The organism is Chitinophaga silvisoli (assembly GCF_003412465.1).
GTDB lineage: Bacteria > Bacteroidota > Bacteroidia > Chitinophagales > Chitinophagaceae > Chitinophaga > Chitinophaga silvisoli.
Window position 1 is genome coordinate 60017 of the sequence record NZ_QTJV01000006.1, and the last position, 17515, is coordinate 77531.

At 44.7% G+C, this 17515-nt stretch carries 13 protein-coding genes; 6 read left to right on the plus strand and 7 right to left on the minus strand.

Features of this window, described 5'->3' with window-relative positions; translation table 11 throughout:
• Positions 1–163: 163 nt before the first annotated feature.
• Together DXN04_RS16115 and DXN04_RS16120 are read right to left on the minus strand one after the other, a co-directional pair.
• On the minus strand, positions 164–1108 hold the full coding sequence (locus tag DXN04_RS16115) for a glycoside hydrolase family 43 protein (protein ID WP_116854411.1): 945 nt from the start codon (positions 1106–1108) through the stop codon (positions 164–166).
• 41 nt (positions 1109–1149) lie between these two features.
• The gene (locus DXN04_RS16120) at positions 1150–1590 is read right to left on the minus strand and encodes a hypothetical protein (protein ID WP_116854412.1); all 441 of its coding nucleotides are present in this window, start codon (positions 1588–1590) and stop codon (positions 1150–1152) included.
• Positions 1591–1993: 403 nt separating this feature from the next.
• Here DXN04_RS16120 and DXN04_RS16125 point away from each other — a divergent pair, with 403 nt between their 5' ends.
• The 4 genes from DXN04_RS16125 (at position 1994) to DXN04_RS16140 (ending at position 7925) form a co-directional block, all read left to right on the plus strand.
• Entirely contained in the window at positions 1994–3406 is a 1413-nt protein-coding gene (locus tag DXN04_RS16125; RefSeq protein WP_116854413.1) for an MAC/perforin domain-containing protein, read from the plus strand.
• A 182-nt stretch (positions 3407–3588) separates the two neighbouring features.
• Complete coding sequence (locus tag DXN04_RS16130; RefSeq protein WP_116854414.1) at positions 3589–4740, plus strand: hypothetical protein; 1152 nt, start codon at positions 3589–3591, stop codon at positions 4738–4740.
• A gap of 45 nt (positions 4741–4785) precedes the next feature.
• Positions 4786–5922 carry a S8/S53 family peptidase gene (locus tag DXN04_RS16135; protein ID WP_116854415.1) on the plus strand — a complete coding sequence of 379 codons (1137 nt, stop codon included), beginning with the start codon at positions 4786–4788 and terminating at the stop codon, positions 5920–5922.
• Positions 5919–7925 carry a hypothetical protein gene (locus DXN04_RS16140; protein ID WP_116854416.1) on the plus strand — a complete coding sequence of 669 codons (2007 nt, stop codon included), beginning with the start codon at positions 5919–5921 and terminating at the stop codon, positions 7923–7925. The genes DXN04_RS16135 and DXN04_RS16140 overlap by 4 nt, the downstream gene beginning before the upstream one ends.
• Positions 7926–7968: 43 nt before the next feature.
• Here the strand turns inward: DXN04_RS16140 and DXN04_RS16145 are convergent, their stop codons facing one another.
• Entirely contained in the window at positions 7969–8508 is a 540-nt protein-coding gene (locus DXN04_RS16145) for a hypothetical protein (protein WP_116854417.1), read from the minus strand.
• A 344-nt stretch (positions 8509–8852) separates the two neighbouring features.
• On the opposite strand from DXN04_RS16145, the gene DXN04_RS16150 reads away from it, so the two are divergent.
• Both DXN04_RS16150 and DXN04_RS16155 read left to right on the plus strand, forming a co-directional pair.
• A complete protein-coding gene (locus DXN04_RS16150; RefSeq protein WP_116854418.1) occupies positions 8853–9629 on the plus strand; it encodes a hypothetical protein in 777 nt (258 codons plus the stop codon).
• Positions 9630–9857: 228 nt separating this feature from the next.
• Positions 9858–10718, plus strand: coding sequence for a bestrophin family protein (locus DXN04_RS16155; protein ID WP_116854419.1), 861 nt, complete (start codon positions 9858–9860; stop codon positions 10716–10718).
• A gap of 159 nt (positions 10719–10877) precedes the next feature.
• Here the strand turns inward: DXN04_RS16155 and DXN04_RS16160 are convergent, their stop codons facing one another.
• From DXN04_RS16160 to DXN04_RS16175, 4 genes are all read right to left on the minus strand, one after another.
• Positions 10878–11495: an NAD(P)H-dependent oxidoreductase gene (locus tag DXN04_RS16160; RefSeq protein ID WP_116854420.1), complete on the minus strand. Its 618-nt coding sequence runs from the start codon at positions 11493–11495 to the stop codon at positions 10878–10880.
• Between the two features lie 199 nt (positions 11496–11694).
• The gene (locus tag DXN04_RS16165; RefSeq protein WP_147319958.1) at positions 11695–12135 is read right to left on the minus strand and encodes a hypothetical protein; all 441 of its coding nucleotides are present in this window, start codon (positions 12133–12135) and stop codon (positions 11695–11697) included.
• A gap of 256 nt (positions 12136–12391) precedes the next feature.
• Positions 12392–16633 (minus strand): thioester reductase domain-containing protein, encoded by a 4242-nt coding sequence (locus tag DXN04_RS16170; RefSeq protein ID WP_116854422.1) that lies wholly within the window; start codon positions 16631–16633, stop codon positions 12392–12394.
• A gap of 89 nt (positions 16634–16722) precedes the next feature.
• Positions 16723–17502 (minus strand): SDR family NAD(P)-dependent oxidoreductase, encoded by a 780-nt coding sequence (locus DXN04_RS16175; RefSeq protein WP_116854423.1) that lies wholly within the window; start codon positions 17500–17502, stop codon positions 16723–16725.
• Positions 17503–17515: the final 13 nt, after the last annotated feature.

Genomic DNA, 17515 nt, shown 5'->3' on the forward strand with positions numbered 1-17515 from the left:
GGCATTCTTTGCACCTGGTACATGAAGTTATACCAAAAATTTCCCTTTAGTGGATGACATAAGTATTGGCTGGAAAGATCCGAATGGGATGAACCGGGAAAAAGCTTGTATCAAAAGTAATGCGAGGGGCCTGAAATTCTACTTTTGATACAAGCACTTTTTTTTATTCAGCTTTTAACCATTTGAAAGAAGTACTATCCGCCACCAGCTTCTCCCCCACAAATTTCAGTTTAACCATCCCCGTAGCCCTCGGCGATACCTTATCCCCCGAACGATGCGTATGGAATACATAGTACATATTCCCTTTATTATCAAAGAACACATCGCCGTGCCCCGTTCCATTCTGCCCGATATTATGTCTGCTGATAAACGGGCTATTGTCTGCCTTCTTCCAGGGCCCTGATGGCGATGTAGCAGTAGCATACCCTACCGCATAATCAATATTCCTGAAATCGTTGGCAGAATAAATCAGGTAATACAGTTTTCCGTGCTTTATTACTGTTGGCCCTTCTGTGACCGGCCAGTCAGACTTCGCAGTATTTTCCCAGGGTGCTGTGCCGGAGATTAACTCCTTTTCCGTACCCGGTATGATATCAGACAGGTCTGGTTTCATTTCAGTAACAAAGATGCGGTTGCCGTGTTCCAACTTCACATGAAAGAGATAGACCTTTCCATTGTCATCAAAAAAGATGAAAGGGTCAATTTGTTTGCCGCTGCCACTGAGCGCATAGCTGCTATCCTGTTTGAAAGGGCCTGCGGGACTGTTGGATCTTGCTATTGCGATCTGTTCATTGGCCGTATAAGCCATGTAGTAGGTACCTTTATGGAGGAAGATTTGCGGTGCCCAGAATCCCTGGGAACCATAGGCTTCGCCACGGGTCAACGCCAGCCCATTGTTACTGCCTGCGGCAGGTTTCCAGTTTGTAAGATCCCTGGATTCATATACGGGGAAGCCCTGGGGACTGCCGGTTCCGTAGAGGTAGAATTTTCCCTTGTCCCTGAACACGGTTGGATCGGCAAGGAAGATGGATGGCTGCTGTGCCAGGCAATACGTGGAAATGAATGTCGTTAGCACGACAATGCTAAATGAGAGTTTCTGACTAACCATAATGGTTAAAGATAATAAGCCGGTCTTATATTTTTCAGATCTTATTCCAATACAGGTGCTCTCCCCACCGCCTTCATCAATTCCAAAAATACCTCCTTCGTATATCCCTCCCTTGTATCCATCCTATACACCTGCTTTCCATTCACCATAACATTCAACAAATACTTTTTCCATCTATCCGTACCTTTAATAATCACATCCTGGTAATCCTGCATCGTCATCACCATCCCCTTCAGGCCTATCACCTTCACCCGCCTGAAAAAAAACTGCCTGTACTCAATACGCAGATGCCCTCCCTCCAGATTCACCCGGGTCGTAAATCTATAGGTCAGCTGCGAAAGCACCATGTAAAACACAAAAAGATAACCGATAAAGCGAAATTCTTCATCGAAAAAGAACAATCCAAAGAAATACAATAAAATCGGGAAACGGGTAATATCAAACAAAAACATCGGATACTCCCGGGTTGAACTGATTTCCATAAACGTGAGGTATAAGGGGTACAAAAGTAAATAAAACTCCCCGACAGTTAAAAATTATTCCAGACTACAACAATACCCTCCTTCATTCAATCTGACTCAGTACAACAGCAGCATCAATTAATCATTAAAATTGTCCAAAATAAAGTACTCACAATTCTTCCGGCAACAGGGGAATAGCCCTATCTTTGCCCCGACAAGTTAACTAATATATAACCCGAACCTTACCCCTGACTGTAGAGACACATTCATGAAATAACAATAAAGACCCTGACCCTTACTGATTTGCCTGTGTAACCCGACACGCATCCAGCTCCTTTATTTTTTTTCATACTGTACATCTTTTCGTCGCATCCATGCGTCGGTTATACTTTTTTATTCATTTATTATCTTTAAACCCTTCATCATGAAAAAAATCCTGGTATTCTGTCTGGCTGTAGTCTGCTGGTCATGCCAAAAAGAAAACAACGAAAATCTAAAAGTTAAAAACACCCTTGCCGACGGAAGCACCCAAAGAGCCGGCGATGGGGTAAACGATGTGATCGGATATGGTTACGATGTAACAGGTGTCTATGCTGATGCCTCTGCTTCAAGAAATGCCGTCATCGATATCCCCGCATTCTCAGCTGCCTATCCAAATCGCCTGTATGTATCTTTCCCAAACAGTCAGAGCTTCTTCTCCACCTGGGGACTGAATGCACGTGATTTCTCCAGCAAAATTTCGAAAACCATCAACGCCACCTCCGCCTTTTCTGCATTTACCGGTACTGTCAATGCCAGTACAACAGAAACCAATACCTATTCATCCAAATACATGTATGGTATTTACAACCTGTTGCTCCAGAAAAAACAAATCCAGTTAAATGCAAGCACCGATCTGCTGAAGAACTACCTTACTCCTGAGTTCTTAGCTGATCTGAGTAATCAGTCTCCTGCCTACATCGTCAGCAAATACGGCACACACGTGCATGTAAATATCATCACAGGTGCCAAACTTGAAATTCTATACCGCTCAGAAACCAGCAGTTCCAGCAGGGAAGTAGCCGTGCAGGCAGGATTGAAAGTTTCCGTAGGCAAGATATTTGATTTAGGGGCTACTACCAGCACTGACATCAAAGATGCGCAAAACAACAGTAACCAAAGACTCACTTATCACACCACTGGTGGTGCTATCTCTGTGCCGCTGGCAACCGTAAATGTAGACGGTGCTACCAGCGTAAGCCTTGCCGCATGGCAGGGTTCTGTAACGGAGGCCAACTCTGTCCTGGTGGCTATTCCCGCCGATGGCCTGATTGAGATCACAGACCTGGTCAGTGATGCAACGCAGAAAGCCGCATTGCAAAATTACATCACGCAGTATATCGCCAGCAGGGCGGTGAATGTAACTTATAATACAATGCCTCTACTGAGTTCATATAACATCCTTTCTATGAGCAATATGTTGTCAACAGCACCGGAAACCGCCGGGCTGAGTAACTGGGTACAGAGAGGATCCATCGGCCAGATCTTTACGGACAATGGCATGGAAGGAACTGTTCCTGTTTACAGGTATTACCTGAACAACGGCACTTTCTTTTTCAATACCAATTATAATGAAATTGGTACAGGTGGAGACCTGGGGCACCTGGATTATATAATTGGTTATATCTATTCCCAGCCCACTACAGGGGCTATACCTATCTACCGGTATAACCATAATGGCAAACACTGGTATACGACTAACTATAGTGAATTGGGCGCTGGTGGATATAAAACTGTCGGCGGGTTACTGAGGTATTATTATACCTATGAGGGTATCATAGGCTATATTAAGCAGTAAAAACGATTCAGATTGTGAAAAGGCCGGGAATGCCTGGCCTGCCCCCTCTAAGACAGGTTCTTTCAGGGGGCTTTTTATTTGCAAAAAATACAAACTAGTGGGTATTTTTTCCTACTGGCAGAAGTCCTAATTTGCAGGTAAATACAACGCCACACAATTTTAACCCCCAAAATCTTTATTGCATGTTTGATAGTGCATCCATGGAAGTGGTTATTGCCCTGGTATTTATTTACCTTATTTACAGTTTACTTGGCTCCCTGCTACAGGAAATCATTGCGACAAATATCGGACTACGGGCTTATATTCTCCAGGTTATTATCCGCCGCATGTTAAACGACAGGGGACCCAAAAAGTCCGCACCGCTGAACGACGAATTTTATCATTCACTAAACGCTGTATCGAATGAGATAAAAGACAGCAATAAAGGGTTGCGGTCACGGATCCTGCTGTTTATTGTCAGACGGATCCTGAATGATAAAAGTCTGAATAAACCTGTATTACTAAGTGACGAGTTTTACCGCCATCCGCTGGTCAAGTACCTGGTATCAGGTGCCTGGTGGAGTTTTCGCAAACTCCCCGCTTATATCACCAAAGAGACATTCTCAAAAGTAATGATCGACCTGCTGAGAGGAACGGATCTGAATGCCGGCGATGCTTACAATACTAAAATACAGCAAAGCCTGAATGAAGGTGCCATACAGTGGAATCCTGATATCAGTATTTGCCCGGATACGTTGAAATACCTGAAATCACTCTGGGTAGATGCGCAGGGAGATGTACAAAAGTTTAGGGATTCACTGGAGAAATGGTTTGATGAGATGATGGACCGGGCAACAGACCTGTATAAGAAGTTCACCCAAATTATACTCTTGTTTGTCGGTATGCTGATAGCTGTTTCCTTTAATGTAGATACCGTGAAAATTGTGTCTAAGCTGCAGCATAATCCCAAATTGAGATCACAGCTGAACTTACAGGCGGCACAATATACAAAGGATCATCCGCAGGGTCTTCAGTCGGCCGGACAGGAAAAGGAGTTGCAGGATTCATTGTACGCACAGGCATTGCGGATGGTGGGTAAAGGTGGCGACGTGGCGAAAATGAATGAGTTGCTGGCCCTGGGATATGATGGCGGGTTCAGGAAAAATTTTGATAAGGGGATGAGCATATTGGGATGGATCCTGACAGCACTGGCCATTTCCCTGGGAGCACCGTTTTGGTTTGATCTCCTGAATAAGATCATGAAACTGCGCTCAGCGGTAGACAGCAGTAAGGGAAATGATGAGGGACCGAAGGAGCAAAAGACAGTAGTAGCAGTGAAGGAAAGGGTTGGGTAAGCATACAGATCGCTGCAAAAATATTCATTCCCCAAAAAAAGGCGCATGATCAAAGTCGTTGTAAAAGACAGATATCTTAATGTGCGGGTAGGTAAACCCCGGCTGAATGCCCCCTGTTATCAATACATTGCTCCCGGTAGTGAGATTGAGGTAGATGGTAAGTTGTACCCCGGAGATCCATTTGAAAAAAATAGCTTCTGGCTGAAAGACGGAGCTGATAACTACTATTGGAGTGGCGGTGTATCCGGCTTGCCGGTAAAGGATGATCAATTCAGTAGCGCTGCTACCTATGCATGGTTCAAAAGTATGCAGATCGATCAGATCTGGCAGGAATATGGAACGAAGGGACGAAATGTAACGGTGGCGGTGATTGACTCCGGCTACTCAGTGAGTAATCCTTTTTTAAAAGGCAGGGTCCTGGATGGTGACAGGTATTCATCGCTTGCAAAAAATCCGGAGTTGCCTACTGCCGAAGAAATTGATGATAACGATGTAGATGCGCATGGTAATAGATGCGCATCCCTGGTGGGTGCGCTGAGTACCCCGAATAGTACACTGGGCATAGCACCGGAATGCAGGTTGCTGATCGCGAAAATATATGAGAACCAGGTGATCAATAATAATCAATACCTGGAAGATGCGATTAAATGGGCGATTGATAAGGGTGCGGATATCATCTCTTGTAGTTTGAAATTATCGATTACTGCGGCAGGGGCAAATGCACTTGATCAACGGATAAAAGCGCTTGTTGGCAACAAGCCTGTATTGCTGCTGGCAGCAGCTGGAAATACGATTAAGAACCTGGCTAAAGTTGATTTCTACCCGGCTTGCATGTCTACATTTGAATCTATTGGCGGTGCTACATTGGATGGCCATATTAATTCATCTACGGCGATTAATGGCAAAACTTTTATCTACGCCCCTGGTAAGGATGTAGAATCTTATGGACCAGGTAACCTGCCTACTCCTGATAGCGGCACCAGTTTTTCCACCCCGATTGTAGCAGGTATTGCTGCTTTGGCAATGAGCTACCTGAAGAGTCATAATATTCCAATTATTAAAGATGATTTTTTAAAAATGCTCAGGGAAAACGGGCCTTTGCAAAATGATATTCCAGCTCCGCCTGAAAGGAGATTTATAAACCCATCACAACTTTTCCAAAAATTAAAATCGCTTATATGAAAGGTAGATTACCCCTGATTGTGTTACTATTTTCCTGTCTGTCAGCTCTTGGTCAAAACAAAAATAAAAGCATCTATTTACAATCGAAGAATTTATTTGCTGCCCTGAATGGAAATAAAATTGTGTTAGATGGAGATTTAGCCGAGGATCTTACTGAACTTTTTTCCGATGCAGTGACTGCCGATGATATCGCAAATGAACTTAACAACAATCCGTTTCTGAAAGGGAAAATAACATTCATTGCTCCTAATGCGCAGTCTGCCGGCACCGGGAGATTTAATTCATTGATCAAACAGGCGGGTTCCCTCGATGTTACCAACTTCGCCAATGCGCTTGCCAGTCTGCTAATAGACCGTGCAAAGGAGGAGCTGAATCTTGCTTTCTTCAACCGTTTACAACAGTTCTCCATAAAATACCCCGAATTCCAGACTTTATTCCCTACCTCCTATGACAGGCTCAGGAACCTGCTCAATGTAGACTATCCCCGCATGTTGCCTGTATTGAGAGAGGCATTTTTTAGTGACATCGAACAATTGACCTACAACCTGGAAGCAGTGCTCGAATTACCAAAATACCAGGCACTGAGGAATAACTTTCCAGAGATCAACATGGCAATAGAAACACTGAAACTGATTCACAAGCTTGAAAATGGCGCGACACCTTCGGAGGTGATTGTCGATGTGGACGATGCGGCTACCAACATTACCCGGGGTGATTATTGGGCGAATGCAAGCCTGGGATTTAAAAACCTGGTCACTACTGTTCACTTTACAAGGATCTTCTCTGAAAGTTTGCAGGGTGATGATGCAACTAAGATCTGGATTTCGCTGACGGATGCCAAAGACCTTGTAAAAAATGAAAACTTCACCAGGCTGTATTTAGGTTTGCTCTGGCAAAAGGTCGTTAAAATGCGAGAACTGAGATACTACAAAAACAAAACTGATTTCACTTCACTGCAAGACCTTTTGGCAAGCAATAGCAACAGTATTCTTTTATTTCAAAACAAGATTTCCCAATTCCTCTCATTAGCCAGCCAGGTGCAGCACAACTATAATGAGATTAAGGGACTTGCTCCCGGGGAAAAACCAGGCCCGGAACAGTATTACAACTACATCAATACATCGCTCGATATAATCGACTTTGGCCTGAGCATCGTCAAACTCCTTGACAAGGACCTACAGCCGGATGATTATCTTGATATTGCCCGCCAGTCAAATAATCTCTATAAAGATATTTATTCAAAGCAATACACGATGGCGGTGAATGATGGTTTTGAGATTATTGGCAGCATCCATGACCTGATTAAAACGAAGAAAGACGACGTGAATGATGCAAATGTAAATATCGCCTTCAATGAATTCAGCACTTTTGTGTCCAAAGCCAAACCCTATGTATTATTCATCGGCAATGTGGCAGATGCAAAAAGTGAGGAGGATATAAAGGCAGCATTGAACAATGCCATCTTACCGGTAGGCAGCTCATCTATCAAGAAAAATTCAGCGAATAACCTTAGCATCCAGGCCTACCTGGGCGCGTATTATTCTATGCATAATGACCGTTCGGATGCAGTGAGAGCGTGGTCAGATAAGTTTGGTGTATATGGCCCTATCGGCATTGCTTATACGCCGGGAGTTTTTAGTTTTGGAAAGGGAGGTGCACTTTCTTTGTTTGCATCTGTATTTGACCTGGGGGCTATCATTGATTACAAACTAAAAAAAGATTCTGTGATCACGAGTACGGATCCTGCCAGCAGCTCCTCTGCAAGCAAGCAGTATACAGTGAATCTTGGCCAGATCTTCTCCCCTGGTTTACACCTGGTATACGGCTTTTGCTACAATGTTCCTTTATCATTGGGAATTGGGGCACAATATGGTCCTGGCCTGTCTAAGATAGATGTGGCAGGCACAACGAATGTGATCAATCCTTCATGGCGCTTCAATGCATTCCTGGCAGTGGATTTGCCTTTATTCAATGTGTTGAATAAGACGAAGGACAGGAAATAATCTGAGCGGAGCCGGGGATTGCATCTCCGGCTTCTTTTTGTATTTATTCCAATAGCAGCTCCCTTACCGTTTCATTCCCTGCCAGATCCGCCACAGTGGCCTTCACCTTCCCTCCCACCGGCAGGGCCACTACTTTATAATACCAATCCACGCCATTACGGCCTACTACCGCCTTGCCTCTTTCCAGTATCGCACCTGCAGGGTCGGTGATGATTACTTCCACTTCCGCTACCCTGAACTCATCTTTTGCCGTCACTACCACAGTTGAGTCTTCGAAACGAAGACTTTGCACCTGGGGAGAGTTATAAGCATCCTTGATCGCCATATTCCAGGCATTCTGTCCCGGACCTGCCTTAGAGGCATAGTAGGCTTTCAATTCAGGATCTTTGAGTATCTCCTTTGCATAAGCCGCAGCTTCCTGCATTCTATACCTGGCCTCCAGCTGTTTTTGAGTCGGCTTTTTATTAGACCGGCCCCGCTTTTTAGCTACGATAATCTGGCCATTCCTTTTGTAAATCGTGATTTGATCGCCGAGGCTCCCTTCGACGTATTGAAAGAGCAGGTTGTCTTTAATAATAGCCATATAAATTGGTTTTGGAGTGAACACTCAATGTTAGCGATTCAGTCCCGAATAATAAGGTATCTTTTATACTAAATGAGTATCAATACTTCATCTTTTCGTCACTAAAAGGGCACTTCAATATCGATTTGATATAGAGGTGTCCTTATGGTGTCCTTATAGTATCCTTATGATGATAGGTTGACCTTAATGGCTGGAGGAAGAAGCAAATGCCGGCCAGGGGCAGTTGAAGCAAATGGAGGGACAGGGGAATAAAACAGATATATTCCCTAAAGAGGGGAATTTTTCGGTGCCTGATTACAGGTGATTTGTGTATATTCGCTACAAGAGGATAATAATCAATTCGTATGAGAGTATTTATCATATTGCTGGCAATGGCATTTTCCGTTATAGCCCGGGCGCAGAACAGTATTAATAATTACAAGTATGTACTGGTACCCGAGCGTTTTGACATCTTTAAGAATGATGACCAGTATGGGGTGAACACTATGACCAAATACCTGCTGGAAGGTGTGGGTTTTAAGGCTTACATGACTGATGAGCCACTGCCGGCGGAACTGGCGAACAATAAGTGCGGGGCGCTGAAAGCAGAATTGGTGGAGAAGAAAAAATTCCTGGCGACAGGTCTTATCCTGGTGTTAAAGGATTGCCAGGGTACAGTGGTTTATCAAAGCCAGGAAGGTAAGAGCAGGGAAAAAGAATGGCAGGCGGCCTATACAGAAGCGCTGAGGAATGCATTTGTGTCGCTGAATGCGGCGCAGTATAAGTATGATAGCAGCACATCCATAGCCAATACGGCGGCTGTTGCCAGTACAAGTCCCGCGGCCACTACTCCTGCCGTAGTGAATACAACTGCCGCTGCACCAGTGATCAGCGCGGCTACGCCAGCTGCTGTAAGTGATAGCAAGGATATACTTTATGCACAGGCTAACGCGAATGGTTACCAGCTGATTGACACCTCTCCTAAAAAAGTAATGACCTTACTGAAAACATCCCAGCAGGATAATTTTATAGCTGATAATGGGGTGGATAAGGGAATTGTGTTCAGGAAGAATGGAGAATGGTATTTTGAATTTTATAAAGAGGATAAGCTGAATTCGGTAAAACTGAATATTAAGTTTTAGGTTATTGATTTTACCTGATTTTCCAATATAAGCTACAACATCACATGCATCGCCTTTTCCGGAATCCAAGCGGATGAGGCGATGTTCTTTTTAGAGATATAAGCTACAACATCACCTGCATCGCTTTTTCCGGAATCTAAGCGGATGAGGCGATGTCCTTTTTAGAGATAAATACGGCACAAATCCCCTTGCCCCAAACAATTAAGCAGCTCACTTGTTTCTACCATCATGCTACTTAACAAACAAATCTCCATTTCATACTTCCTCGATCTCATCAAATGGGATCTCCTGGCCATTGCCATTTACGCGATCATTGCCGGTTCTCTAGACCATTACGGTCTCTTGCGGCGTGTCACCATTCCCCTTGCTATTTTATCCCTGGTGGCTACCATTGTATCACTGCTGCTCGCATTCAGGACCTCTCAATCCTACGAGCGATGGTGGGAAGCAAGATTGATCTGGGGGGCGATCGTAAATGACAGCCGCACACTCATCAGGCAGGTAAAGACATTTTTGCCGGAGGAGACGGCCAGCTTTGCGCAACGGCAAATCATCTGGTGCTATGCATTGTCCGAATCATTGAGGGGTCTGCCATTTTCAGAAAAGGTGAAGGCGTATATTGCTCCATTCAATTCAGAGAGCCGCAACTGGCCGAATTTTCTCCTCAATCAACATGGGGAAGCCCTGGCAGCGGCAACGGAGTTGAACCCTAACAGGCAGGTGCAAATTGATGCGACCCTGGCCAGGTTGTGTGATGCGATGGGGAAATGCGAGCGGATTAAGAAGACGGTATTCCCGAAATCTTATAGTTTACTGATTCACTTTCTTATTTATGTATTGATGACGATTTTGCCCTTTGGACTAGAGGATAGATCGCAGTGGATGGAGATTGTAATTGTGTTCGTGGTGCCGGTATTGTTTATAGCTATTGAACGCACGGCTATTGTTATGCAGGATCCTTTTGAGAACAGGCCGACGGATACGCCGATGACGGCGATTAGTCAGACGATAGAGGTAAATTTGCTGGAGATGATTGGGGAACCAGTGCCAGTGCAGGAGGTGCAGGAAGAGAGTTATTATCTGATGTAATGGTGGAAGGGACTTGTGGCCTGAGAGAATCGTTGTAGATCTTATTTCCTGGGGAAATTGTGGAAGGGACTTTTTTCCTGAGATAATCGTAGAAGGAACTTATATCCAAAGCGAATTGGTGGAAGGGACTTGTAACCTGACGTAAAAGTCCCTTTATTTTTATAAAAACTTTGGCGATTCCAGATCCAAGGCACCATTAGCCGGCCAGGGACCATCAGGAATATGCAAAGCACTATGGGGCCATGCTTTCCAGTTATCCCGGGGCATAGCCGCTGCTGTGACCAGGTTGTGCACTACGATAGACAAGTCATCCATCCGCCACACATCTTCATTTGGATCATCGTCCATACCGGCAGATGCAGCGATTGCTTCCTGTCCCGTACGGGAAACGACTACTGTAGCGCAAGGCGGCGACCAGCATCCCAATCCACTAAACACAGCGTGTAGCCTTGCCGCCACTTCTATCCCTCCAACAGAATCCATGGAAACCGCACAAGCCACTGGCTTGCCAAAAAAGGCAGGCGTATTCTCAAAAGCAGAGACGACTTCTATAAAACGTTGCAAAGGAGAGCTCCAGTTATTCCAGTAAACACCTGAAACCACCAGGATGCCATCGCAGGATGCCAGGAGGTCGTATACTTCACGGATACCCGGCAGCTGATCTGACAATGTAAGCATTGTCGCCTGCTGACCTAATAGCGTCACTGCATGATTTGCAAGGACAGCAGAGTTGCCGGTATTCCCCCGGAGAGAGCCGTTTAAGACTAATATTTTCATTTTATAAGAACGGAATGACTAAGAATCGAATGAATAAGAACCGAATGATTAAGACTCGAATGATTAGGAACCGAATGACTAGAACCGAATGATTAAGACCCGAATGATTAGACTCGAATGACTAGACTCGAATGACTAAAAAAAGAAATAACTAAGAAAAAGAATCACCCGCGAAAAAATCAATAATATTCCCGGAGAATTATTCCAATGTCACCTTCTCATACTGATCTAAATCCTTAAAAGTGTATTCCCTGGAATGAATCTGAACACAGAAAGGCAATGCACCTTCATCTTCTGACAGGTAGGTGACCTCAATTCCATATTCAGTAAATAAGATACCACCATCCTCATCCAGGTAAGCTTCACTATTCTGCCCCAATTCCTCCATCAACTCAATTCTTGTGAGGTTAAACAGGTCTAAATCATTATAAAAAGCTTTAGATGGGGAGAGGCAAATGATATTCACAACGACACCATCTGCAAAAGCGAATCCGATTCCGGTCTTACTGTCGATAATATTCATACCATATTCATCATTTGATTCTGAATAGCCGTTCTTCATCATTTGCTCTATTTCAGGAATAGACATTCCCAGGCGATATTCCCCCATGCTAACAAATGGGACGATATTGAATTCCATATAATCTATTTAAAAGGTCTTTTTAGATCGGGTAAAAGTCCGCTTTTTTAAGGGTATTTGCAAGATTAAATTTTTTGAAGGGCTATGATGTAAATGGATTTACTTCCGAATGATACGCCCAATGAGCTTCATTTAAATTCCACAGGCAGGGGCAGTGTTTTTCTTTTTACAGTGGGAATTATTAACCCATACCACCACCATTGTATGTGCTTGTAAACAAAAAAGGACCACATTGCTGTGATCCCTTTAATCATTTCTATACATTATGCAACTGATGCCTTGGTATAACAAAATACCCCGACCTGATCCCCTCCTCTATTAAGCCTCCAAACCATTCCAGGCTCAACTTGGGGAAATACAGTCCATATCCCGCTATCAAATCCAATGACTTCCCATGCATGTACCTGACCCTCCTTGGAAAATCTTCTGAGCGGCGAATCCAGTTGTCCATCAGGGAAATCACCTTCTTATCTGCCACACTGCCTTCGAAAGAGGCTACTTCTATATTAAAATCCGCAGCATCGACCACCTCCACTTCATGTCCCAGCTGTGTCAGCATCCCTGCCAATTGCTGGAACGACAGGTACTGGGGATTTTCTATGTGCAGGCATTGCATGTTATTCTCCGGCATCCTGATGGCACTGTTGACGATGCCCCTGGCCACAACATCTACAAATGAGAAAGATACTTTTTCAACGTATGAACGGGGGATCTTCTTAAGCAGCAGCATCCCTTTAATAATCTGGAAGATCCGGTTATCCGCCATGTTCTTCTGGAACCTGCCAGCCACCGCATCCGCAGCTACGTGGCCTACCCTGTAGATCTTGCCTTTGATATGCGCTTCATTGAAAGCCTTCCTCACCAGTTTCTCCGCTTCGAATTTCGTTCTTTCATAATCAGAAACAAAGGTCTGCCCATACTCCAGCTCATCTTCAGAGAATTGTTTAATACTACCGGTTCTGGCACAACCACTCACCGCCAATGTAGATACATAATGCAGTTCCTTCGGCTGATGAAGTTTGGCGAGCCGGATGATTTCATGCAGCGGATCGATATTTGTTTTCTCCAGGTCTGCATAGCTTTTCAGCAAATTAATATCTGCCGCCGCGTGGATGATCAGGTCTGTACCGGTAGCTATTGTATGATAGTCTTCCTTGCTGAGGCCCAGTTGGGGAGATGAGATATTCCCCTTTAAAACCACGACCTCAGGTGCAGGCGTAGTACCGAAATAATAATGAAACTCCTCCTGTAAGCGCGATTCCGCCTGCTGCTGCGACTCCCCTCTCACCAGGCAATACACCTCCGCCTCTCCAAACCTGGTAAGCTCATTCAGGATGTGAATACCTAAAAATCCGGTAGCCCCGGTAAGGAATACACGCCTTTTAGCAGTCCTGTTGCCAGCTTTGATGGAGTATAAAGGCTGGCCGACGGATGGCAGTCCACTTTGAAGCAGCAATGGTGCATGTTGCTGCCCCAGTTTTGCGAGGAAGCCCTTTACAATATTATCTACATTACTCTTGGTGAGCATCTTTTGCTGATACTGCAGATCAATGATCAAGGATGCACCAATAAAGCGGGCGGTAAAGCAAAGCTTATATTCCTGGTGGGCCTTATTGCTCCTGGTCGTACCCGGATTGAATGATGATGGCGACATACTGATCACTGAATTCTCAAACTTATCCGGGAAACGGCCCAGGTAGTTAAAGCGGATATCAGGGATGATCGTTGAGCGATTATAAAATGCATCGGGATAAGCATTGATCAGGTTGCCCGCTTCTGCTTTCTGGTCTATGAGTGCAGAGCAGGTATCCGGATCAAGGTACTTTTGATCAAAAGTTACCGGCAAGGTAGTAGACCACCATGCTACCGAACGACTAAGATCTGCCAGCTGACCATGTTGTGGCCTGCCATGGAATTCGATATCGATGGTAATGGCAGGCAAAGAAAATTCTTCCAGTAAGGCATTTGTAAACAGGCTAAGCAGGTAGCCGCTTAAACTGGTACTTTGTTTCTTTTCGTCTATTTGTTTGAGAAATGCAGATGTCTCTTCCGGGATGCGAATACTACATACTTCTGTAGTTGTAAGCGGGTGAGTATGTAAGCGCTGATCGGGTAAACGATGTATGACAGGGTGCCTCTGCAAAGCAGCCTGTTCCAGCGAAGGCAGGATGCCCTCCCCTTCCGGCAAGCTGGCATAAAAATGCTTCACTGCATTTTCAGGATTTACTACCGGCAACTGATCCTTTATAATCTGTTCATAATAATCCAGCAATTCATCGATTATAATATTCCACGAAATAACATCGACTACCAGGTGATGACAGGCTAAATACAGGTAATCTTTGCCGGCAGGATCAATGAATAAATGCGCCGCCAGCAGCTTATTATTTTCTATTGAAATTTCATTTAGGAGGGAATGGCAGATCTCCTGGATCTGCAATACGATGGAGTTCTTACCATGCAGTATAGAGGTTCCCAAAGCCGCTCCTGCCTGCTCATGTTCATCATCCGTAAAGCCGCCTGTCAGCTGCAAATGACTATCCCTGACATAACTAAATGCCAGTGCCATTTCTCTTACTCTCACCTTATGACCGGTTTCCAGCAAGATGCACTGGCAGTACTTATCCTGGTCAAAACTCTCCTGCTGAAGGAACAAGGATTGGGAAAATGTAAAATGGTCCTTTTGTGCGCCTGTACTATGGCGATGCTCCTTTTCCTGCTCCTGGATGCGTTCAGGATTGAGTGCTGCAAAGTCTGAAAATACAGGATTGTTATTGATGTCTGTAATGTGTACTTTATAGCCATAACGCTGTAAGCGGCCAATAAGCTGGATGCCCAGCAGTGAGTCGCCACCCGTTTCAAAGAAGTTATCGTTGGCATTGACGGTATGGGTGTCGAGTACTTTTTTCCAGCAGGACTCCAGCAGGGAAGGCCATGAATTTACATCTACCACTTCATTGACAGCCGCAGGTTTTTGAATACCGGGTTCTTCGAAGCTTTTCTTCAGGGCATTCATATCAATCTTCCCGTTGGAATTGTAAGGTGCCTTTTTATAAAAGAAATAGCCTACCGGAACTTTATAACGGGGCAGCTTGTTCAGCAACCAGTTCTTCAGCTCATTTGCAGTAAGAGTACTGCCTTTCAGGAGCTTTATGTAGGCATTCAGAATGGTATGTTCATCTTTGGTGGCCAGGCTGACAATTACGTTTTCTATCTCAGGATGTGCAGCCATGGCCAGTTCGATTTCGCCGAGTTCCACACGGTAGCCATTTACTTTAACCTGCCTGTCGGTACGATACAGGAACTCGTAATTGCCATCATCAAGTTTCCGGCAGATGTCGCCGGTACGGTAGCAGAGGGTCTGCCGGCCATTGATTTCGCGGAGGAAGAATTTTTTGTTATTTTCTTCTTCATTCTCGAAATAACCGATGCTCACACCGGGACCAGTTACATAGAGTTCACCGATATTGTCCTGCGGAGATTCAAGGAAACAGGCTCCCTGCCCGATGGGCGCACCCAGTGGTACAGAACCTGATTGATGATAATGTGGAGAACTGGTTGTTATTCTGAACGCGATGGCACCGATCGTGGTTTCGGTGGGACCGTAGTGATTAAAGAGATTGTCGCAGATGCCTAATGAGAGGATGGTATCAACGGTTTCCCAGCTGAGTTTTTCGCCACCCAGTACAATGGTTTCAATAGGTTTTTTATATCCGTTTTCCAGATTGGAAACGAGGGACAATAAGTGTGAAGGCGTAATTTTGAGTAATGAGATGGCATCTTCTTCAATAATTGTATTAAAGACAGCAGGATCAGTGGCTTCGGTTTTATTGATGATTCTCAGCATACCACCTGCTACCAGGGCCACAAGTGTATTGGTCAGGCCAAGATCTGCGGCGAAGGTTGATACGTGTGCAGCTCTAACATTTTGAGGGGAACCCAGTTTTTGATAAATGGAATAGGTATAGTGCATGACATTCTCATGCGACAGCTGTACGGCTTTGGGTTTGCCGGTAGTACCGCTGGTGAGCAGGATATAGCAGGTTTCGGGATAGCTGACCGGATGAAGTAATACCTCTTCAGGCGCAGGACGATCCAGTGATAAGAGATCGCTAAAATAAAATATGCTGTTGCCCGGAAATTCATCTAAAGGCATTTCAAGGCCTTTATCCAGGATGATGCCGGCACTCTTTACCTCTTTTATTTTTTCACGATTGGTGGCAACGCCGTCTTCACGGTCGATCATTACCGGTATACCTCCACACATCAGAATAGCATAGAAACAGACCATGCTTTCTGTATTTTTACTGCTGATACAAACAATCCGGTTACCAGATCTGATACCATTCTGCTGAAGGATAGCCGCTGCTTTCCGTGCGAACAGGAAAGTATCACGATAGGTGAGCGCGCTGGTGCTGTCTTTAATTGCGATGCTATCCGCTTGCTCCTGCACTTGAAGTGAGAGGAGCTCAATCAGGTTTGAACAATGTGATGCCATTGAAATTTGAATGAGGGTTAAGAGTTAAGTTGCATTCGTACCGGGCTATGGTATGGCTGTCTGGTGGAGTTATTATAAGGGTCGTCTAATTATGGATAGGATTGTCTCGTTGGCCTTATCGATATATTATCCAGGTGTACGTTTCCGGGTAAATCAACCAGGAAATCAATCACTGCTGCCACATCATCTGCTACCAATACAGGCCCTACTTCTTTTGAATATTCTTTGAACCATTCTTCGCTATAGCCTGCATTTTCCTGGAAATTGGTGCTGACGATGCCGGGTTCTATCAGGCTGACGCGGATGCCTTTGGGACCTAATTGTCGTCTCAGGGCTTCTGTTACACCATGGGTGGCAAACTTGGTAGCACCATATACAGAATTGAACGGCGATACATTGCGGCCGATGCCGGAGCCTATCACCACTATATCCAGTGGTTGCTTTATAAAATCATGTCCGGCTTCTATTCTTTTTATCATTTCGCCGGAGATGCTTTTCAATTGGTACATGATTCCTTTTACATTGGTATCAATCAGGTCGTCCCACTGACCGGCATCAGAATTAAGGACTGTTCCTGGTAAGCCTCTGCCTGCACTGGCGATAAAAATATCGGGAGATCCTTTCCAGGCTTCCTCACATTTTTCAATGCATTTGTCAGTGACTGTTTTGTCGGTCACACTGCCACTCACTATTTGTGCTATGTCTTCTCCATTAGTGGACAATTGATTTATTTCCTGTTGTGTGCTGATCAGTTTTTCTTCATTCCTTCCATTCAGGACCATCCTGATATTTTTCTTTGCAAACCTGTATGCAACAGCCTTGCCTATTCCGGAGCTGGCTCCCGTGATGATAGCGGTACGATTAGACATAATAAATGTTTGG

What these genes read in the sequence shown, in the direction of transcription:
- DXN04_RS16115 (WP_116854411.1), bottom strand. Translation starts at nt 1,108, where the DNA reads ATGGTTAGTCAGAAACTCTCATTTAGCATTGTCGTGCTAACGACATTC.
- DXN04_RS16120 (WP_116854412.1), bottom strand. Translation starts at nt 1,590, where the DNA reads ATGGAAATCAGTTCAACCCGGGAGTATCCGATGTTTTTGTTTGATATT.
- DXN04_RS16125 (WP_116854413.1), top strand. Translation starts at nt 1,994, where the DNA reads ATGAAAAAAATCCTGGTATTCTGTCTGGCTGTAGTCTGCTGGTCATGC.
- DXN04_RS16130 (WP_116854414.1), top strand. Translation starts at nt 3,589, where the DNA reads ATGTTTGATAGTGCATCCATGGAAGTGGTTATTGCCCTGGTATTTATT.
- DXN04_RS16135 (WP_116854415.1), top strand. Translation starts at nt 4,786, where the DNA reads ATGATCAAAGTCGTTGTAAAAGACAGATATCTTAATGTGCGGGTAGGT.
- DXN04_RS16140 (WP_116854416.1), top strand. Translation starts at nt 5,919, where the DNA reads ATGAAAGGTAGATTACCCCTGATTGTGTTACTATTTTCCTGTCTGTCA.
- DXN04_RS16145 (WP_116854417.1), bottom strand. Translation starts at nt 8,508, where the DNA reads ATGGCTATTATTAAAGACAACCTGCTCTTTCAATACGTCGAAGGGAGC.
- DXN04_RS16150 (WP_116854418.1), top strand. Translation starts at nt 8,853, where the DNA reads ATGAGAGTATTTATCATATTGCTGGCAATGGCATTTTCCGTTATAGCC.
- DXN04_RS16155 (WP_116854419.1), top strand. Translation starts at nt 9,858, where the DNA reads ATGCTACTTAACAAACAAATCTCCATTTCATACTTCCTCGATCTCATC.
- DXN04_RS16160 (WP_116854420.1), bottom strand. Translation starts at nt 11,495, where the DNA reads ATGAAAATATTAGTCTTAAACGGCTCTCTCCGGGGGAATACCGGCAAC.
- DXN04_RS16165 (WP_147319958.1), bottom strand. Translation starts at nt 12,135, where the DNA reads ATGGAATTCAATATCGTCCCATTTGTTAGCATGGGGGAATATCGCCTG.
- DXN04_RS16170 (WP_116854422.1), bottom strand. Translation starts at nt 16,633, where the DNA reads ATGGCATCACATTGTTCAAACCTGATTGAGCTCCTCTCACTTCAAGTG.
- DXN04_RS16175 (WP_116854423.1), bottom strand. Translation starts at nt 17,502, where the DNA reads ATGTCTAATCGTACCGCTATCATCACGGGAGCCAGCTCCGGAATAGGC.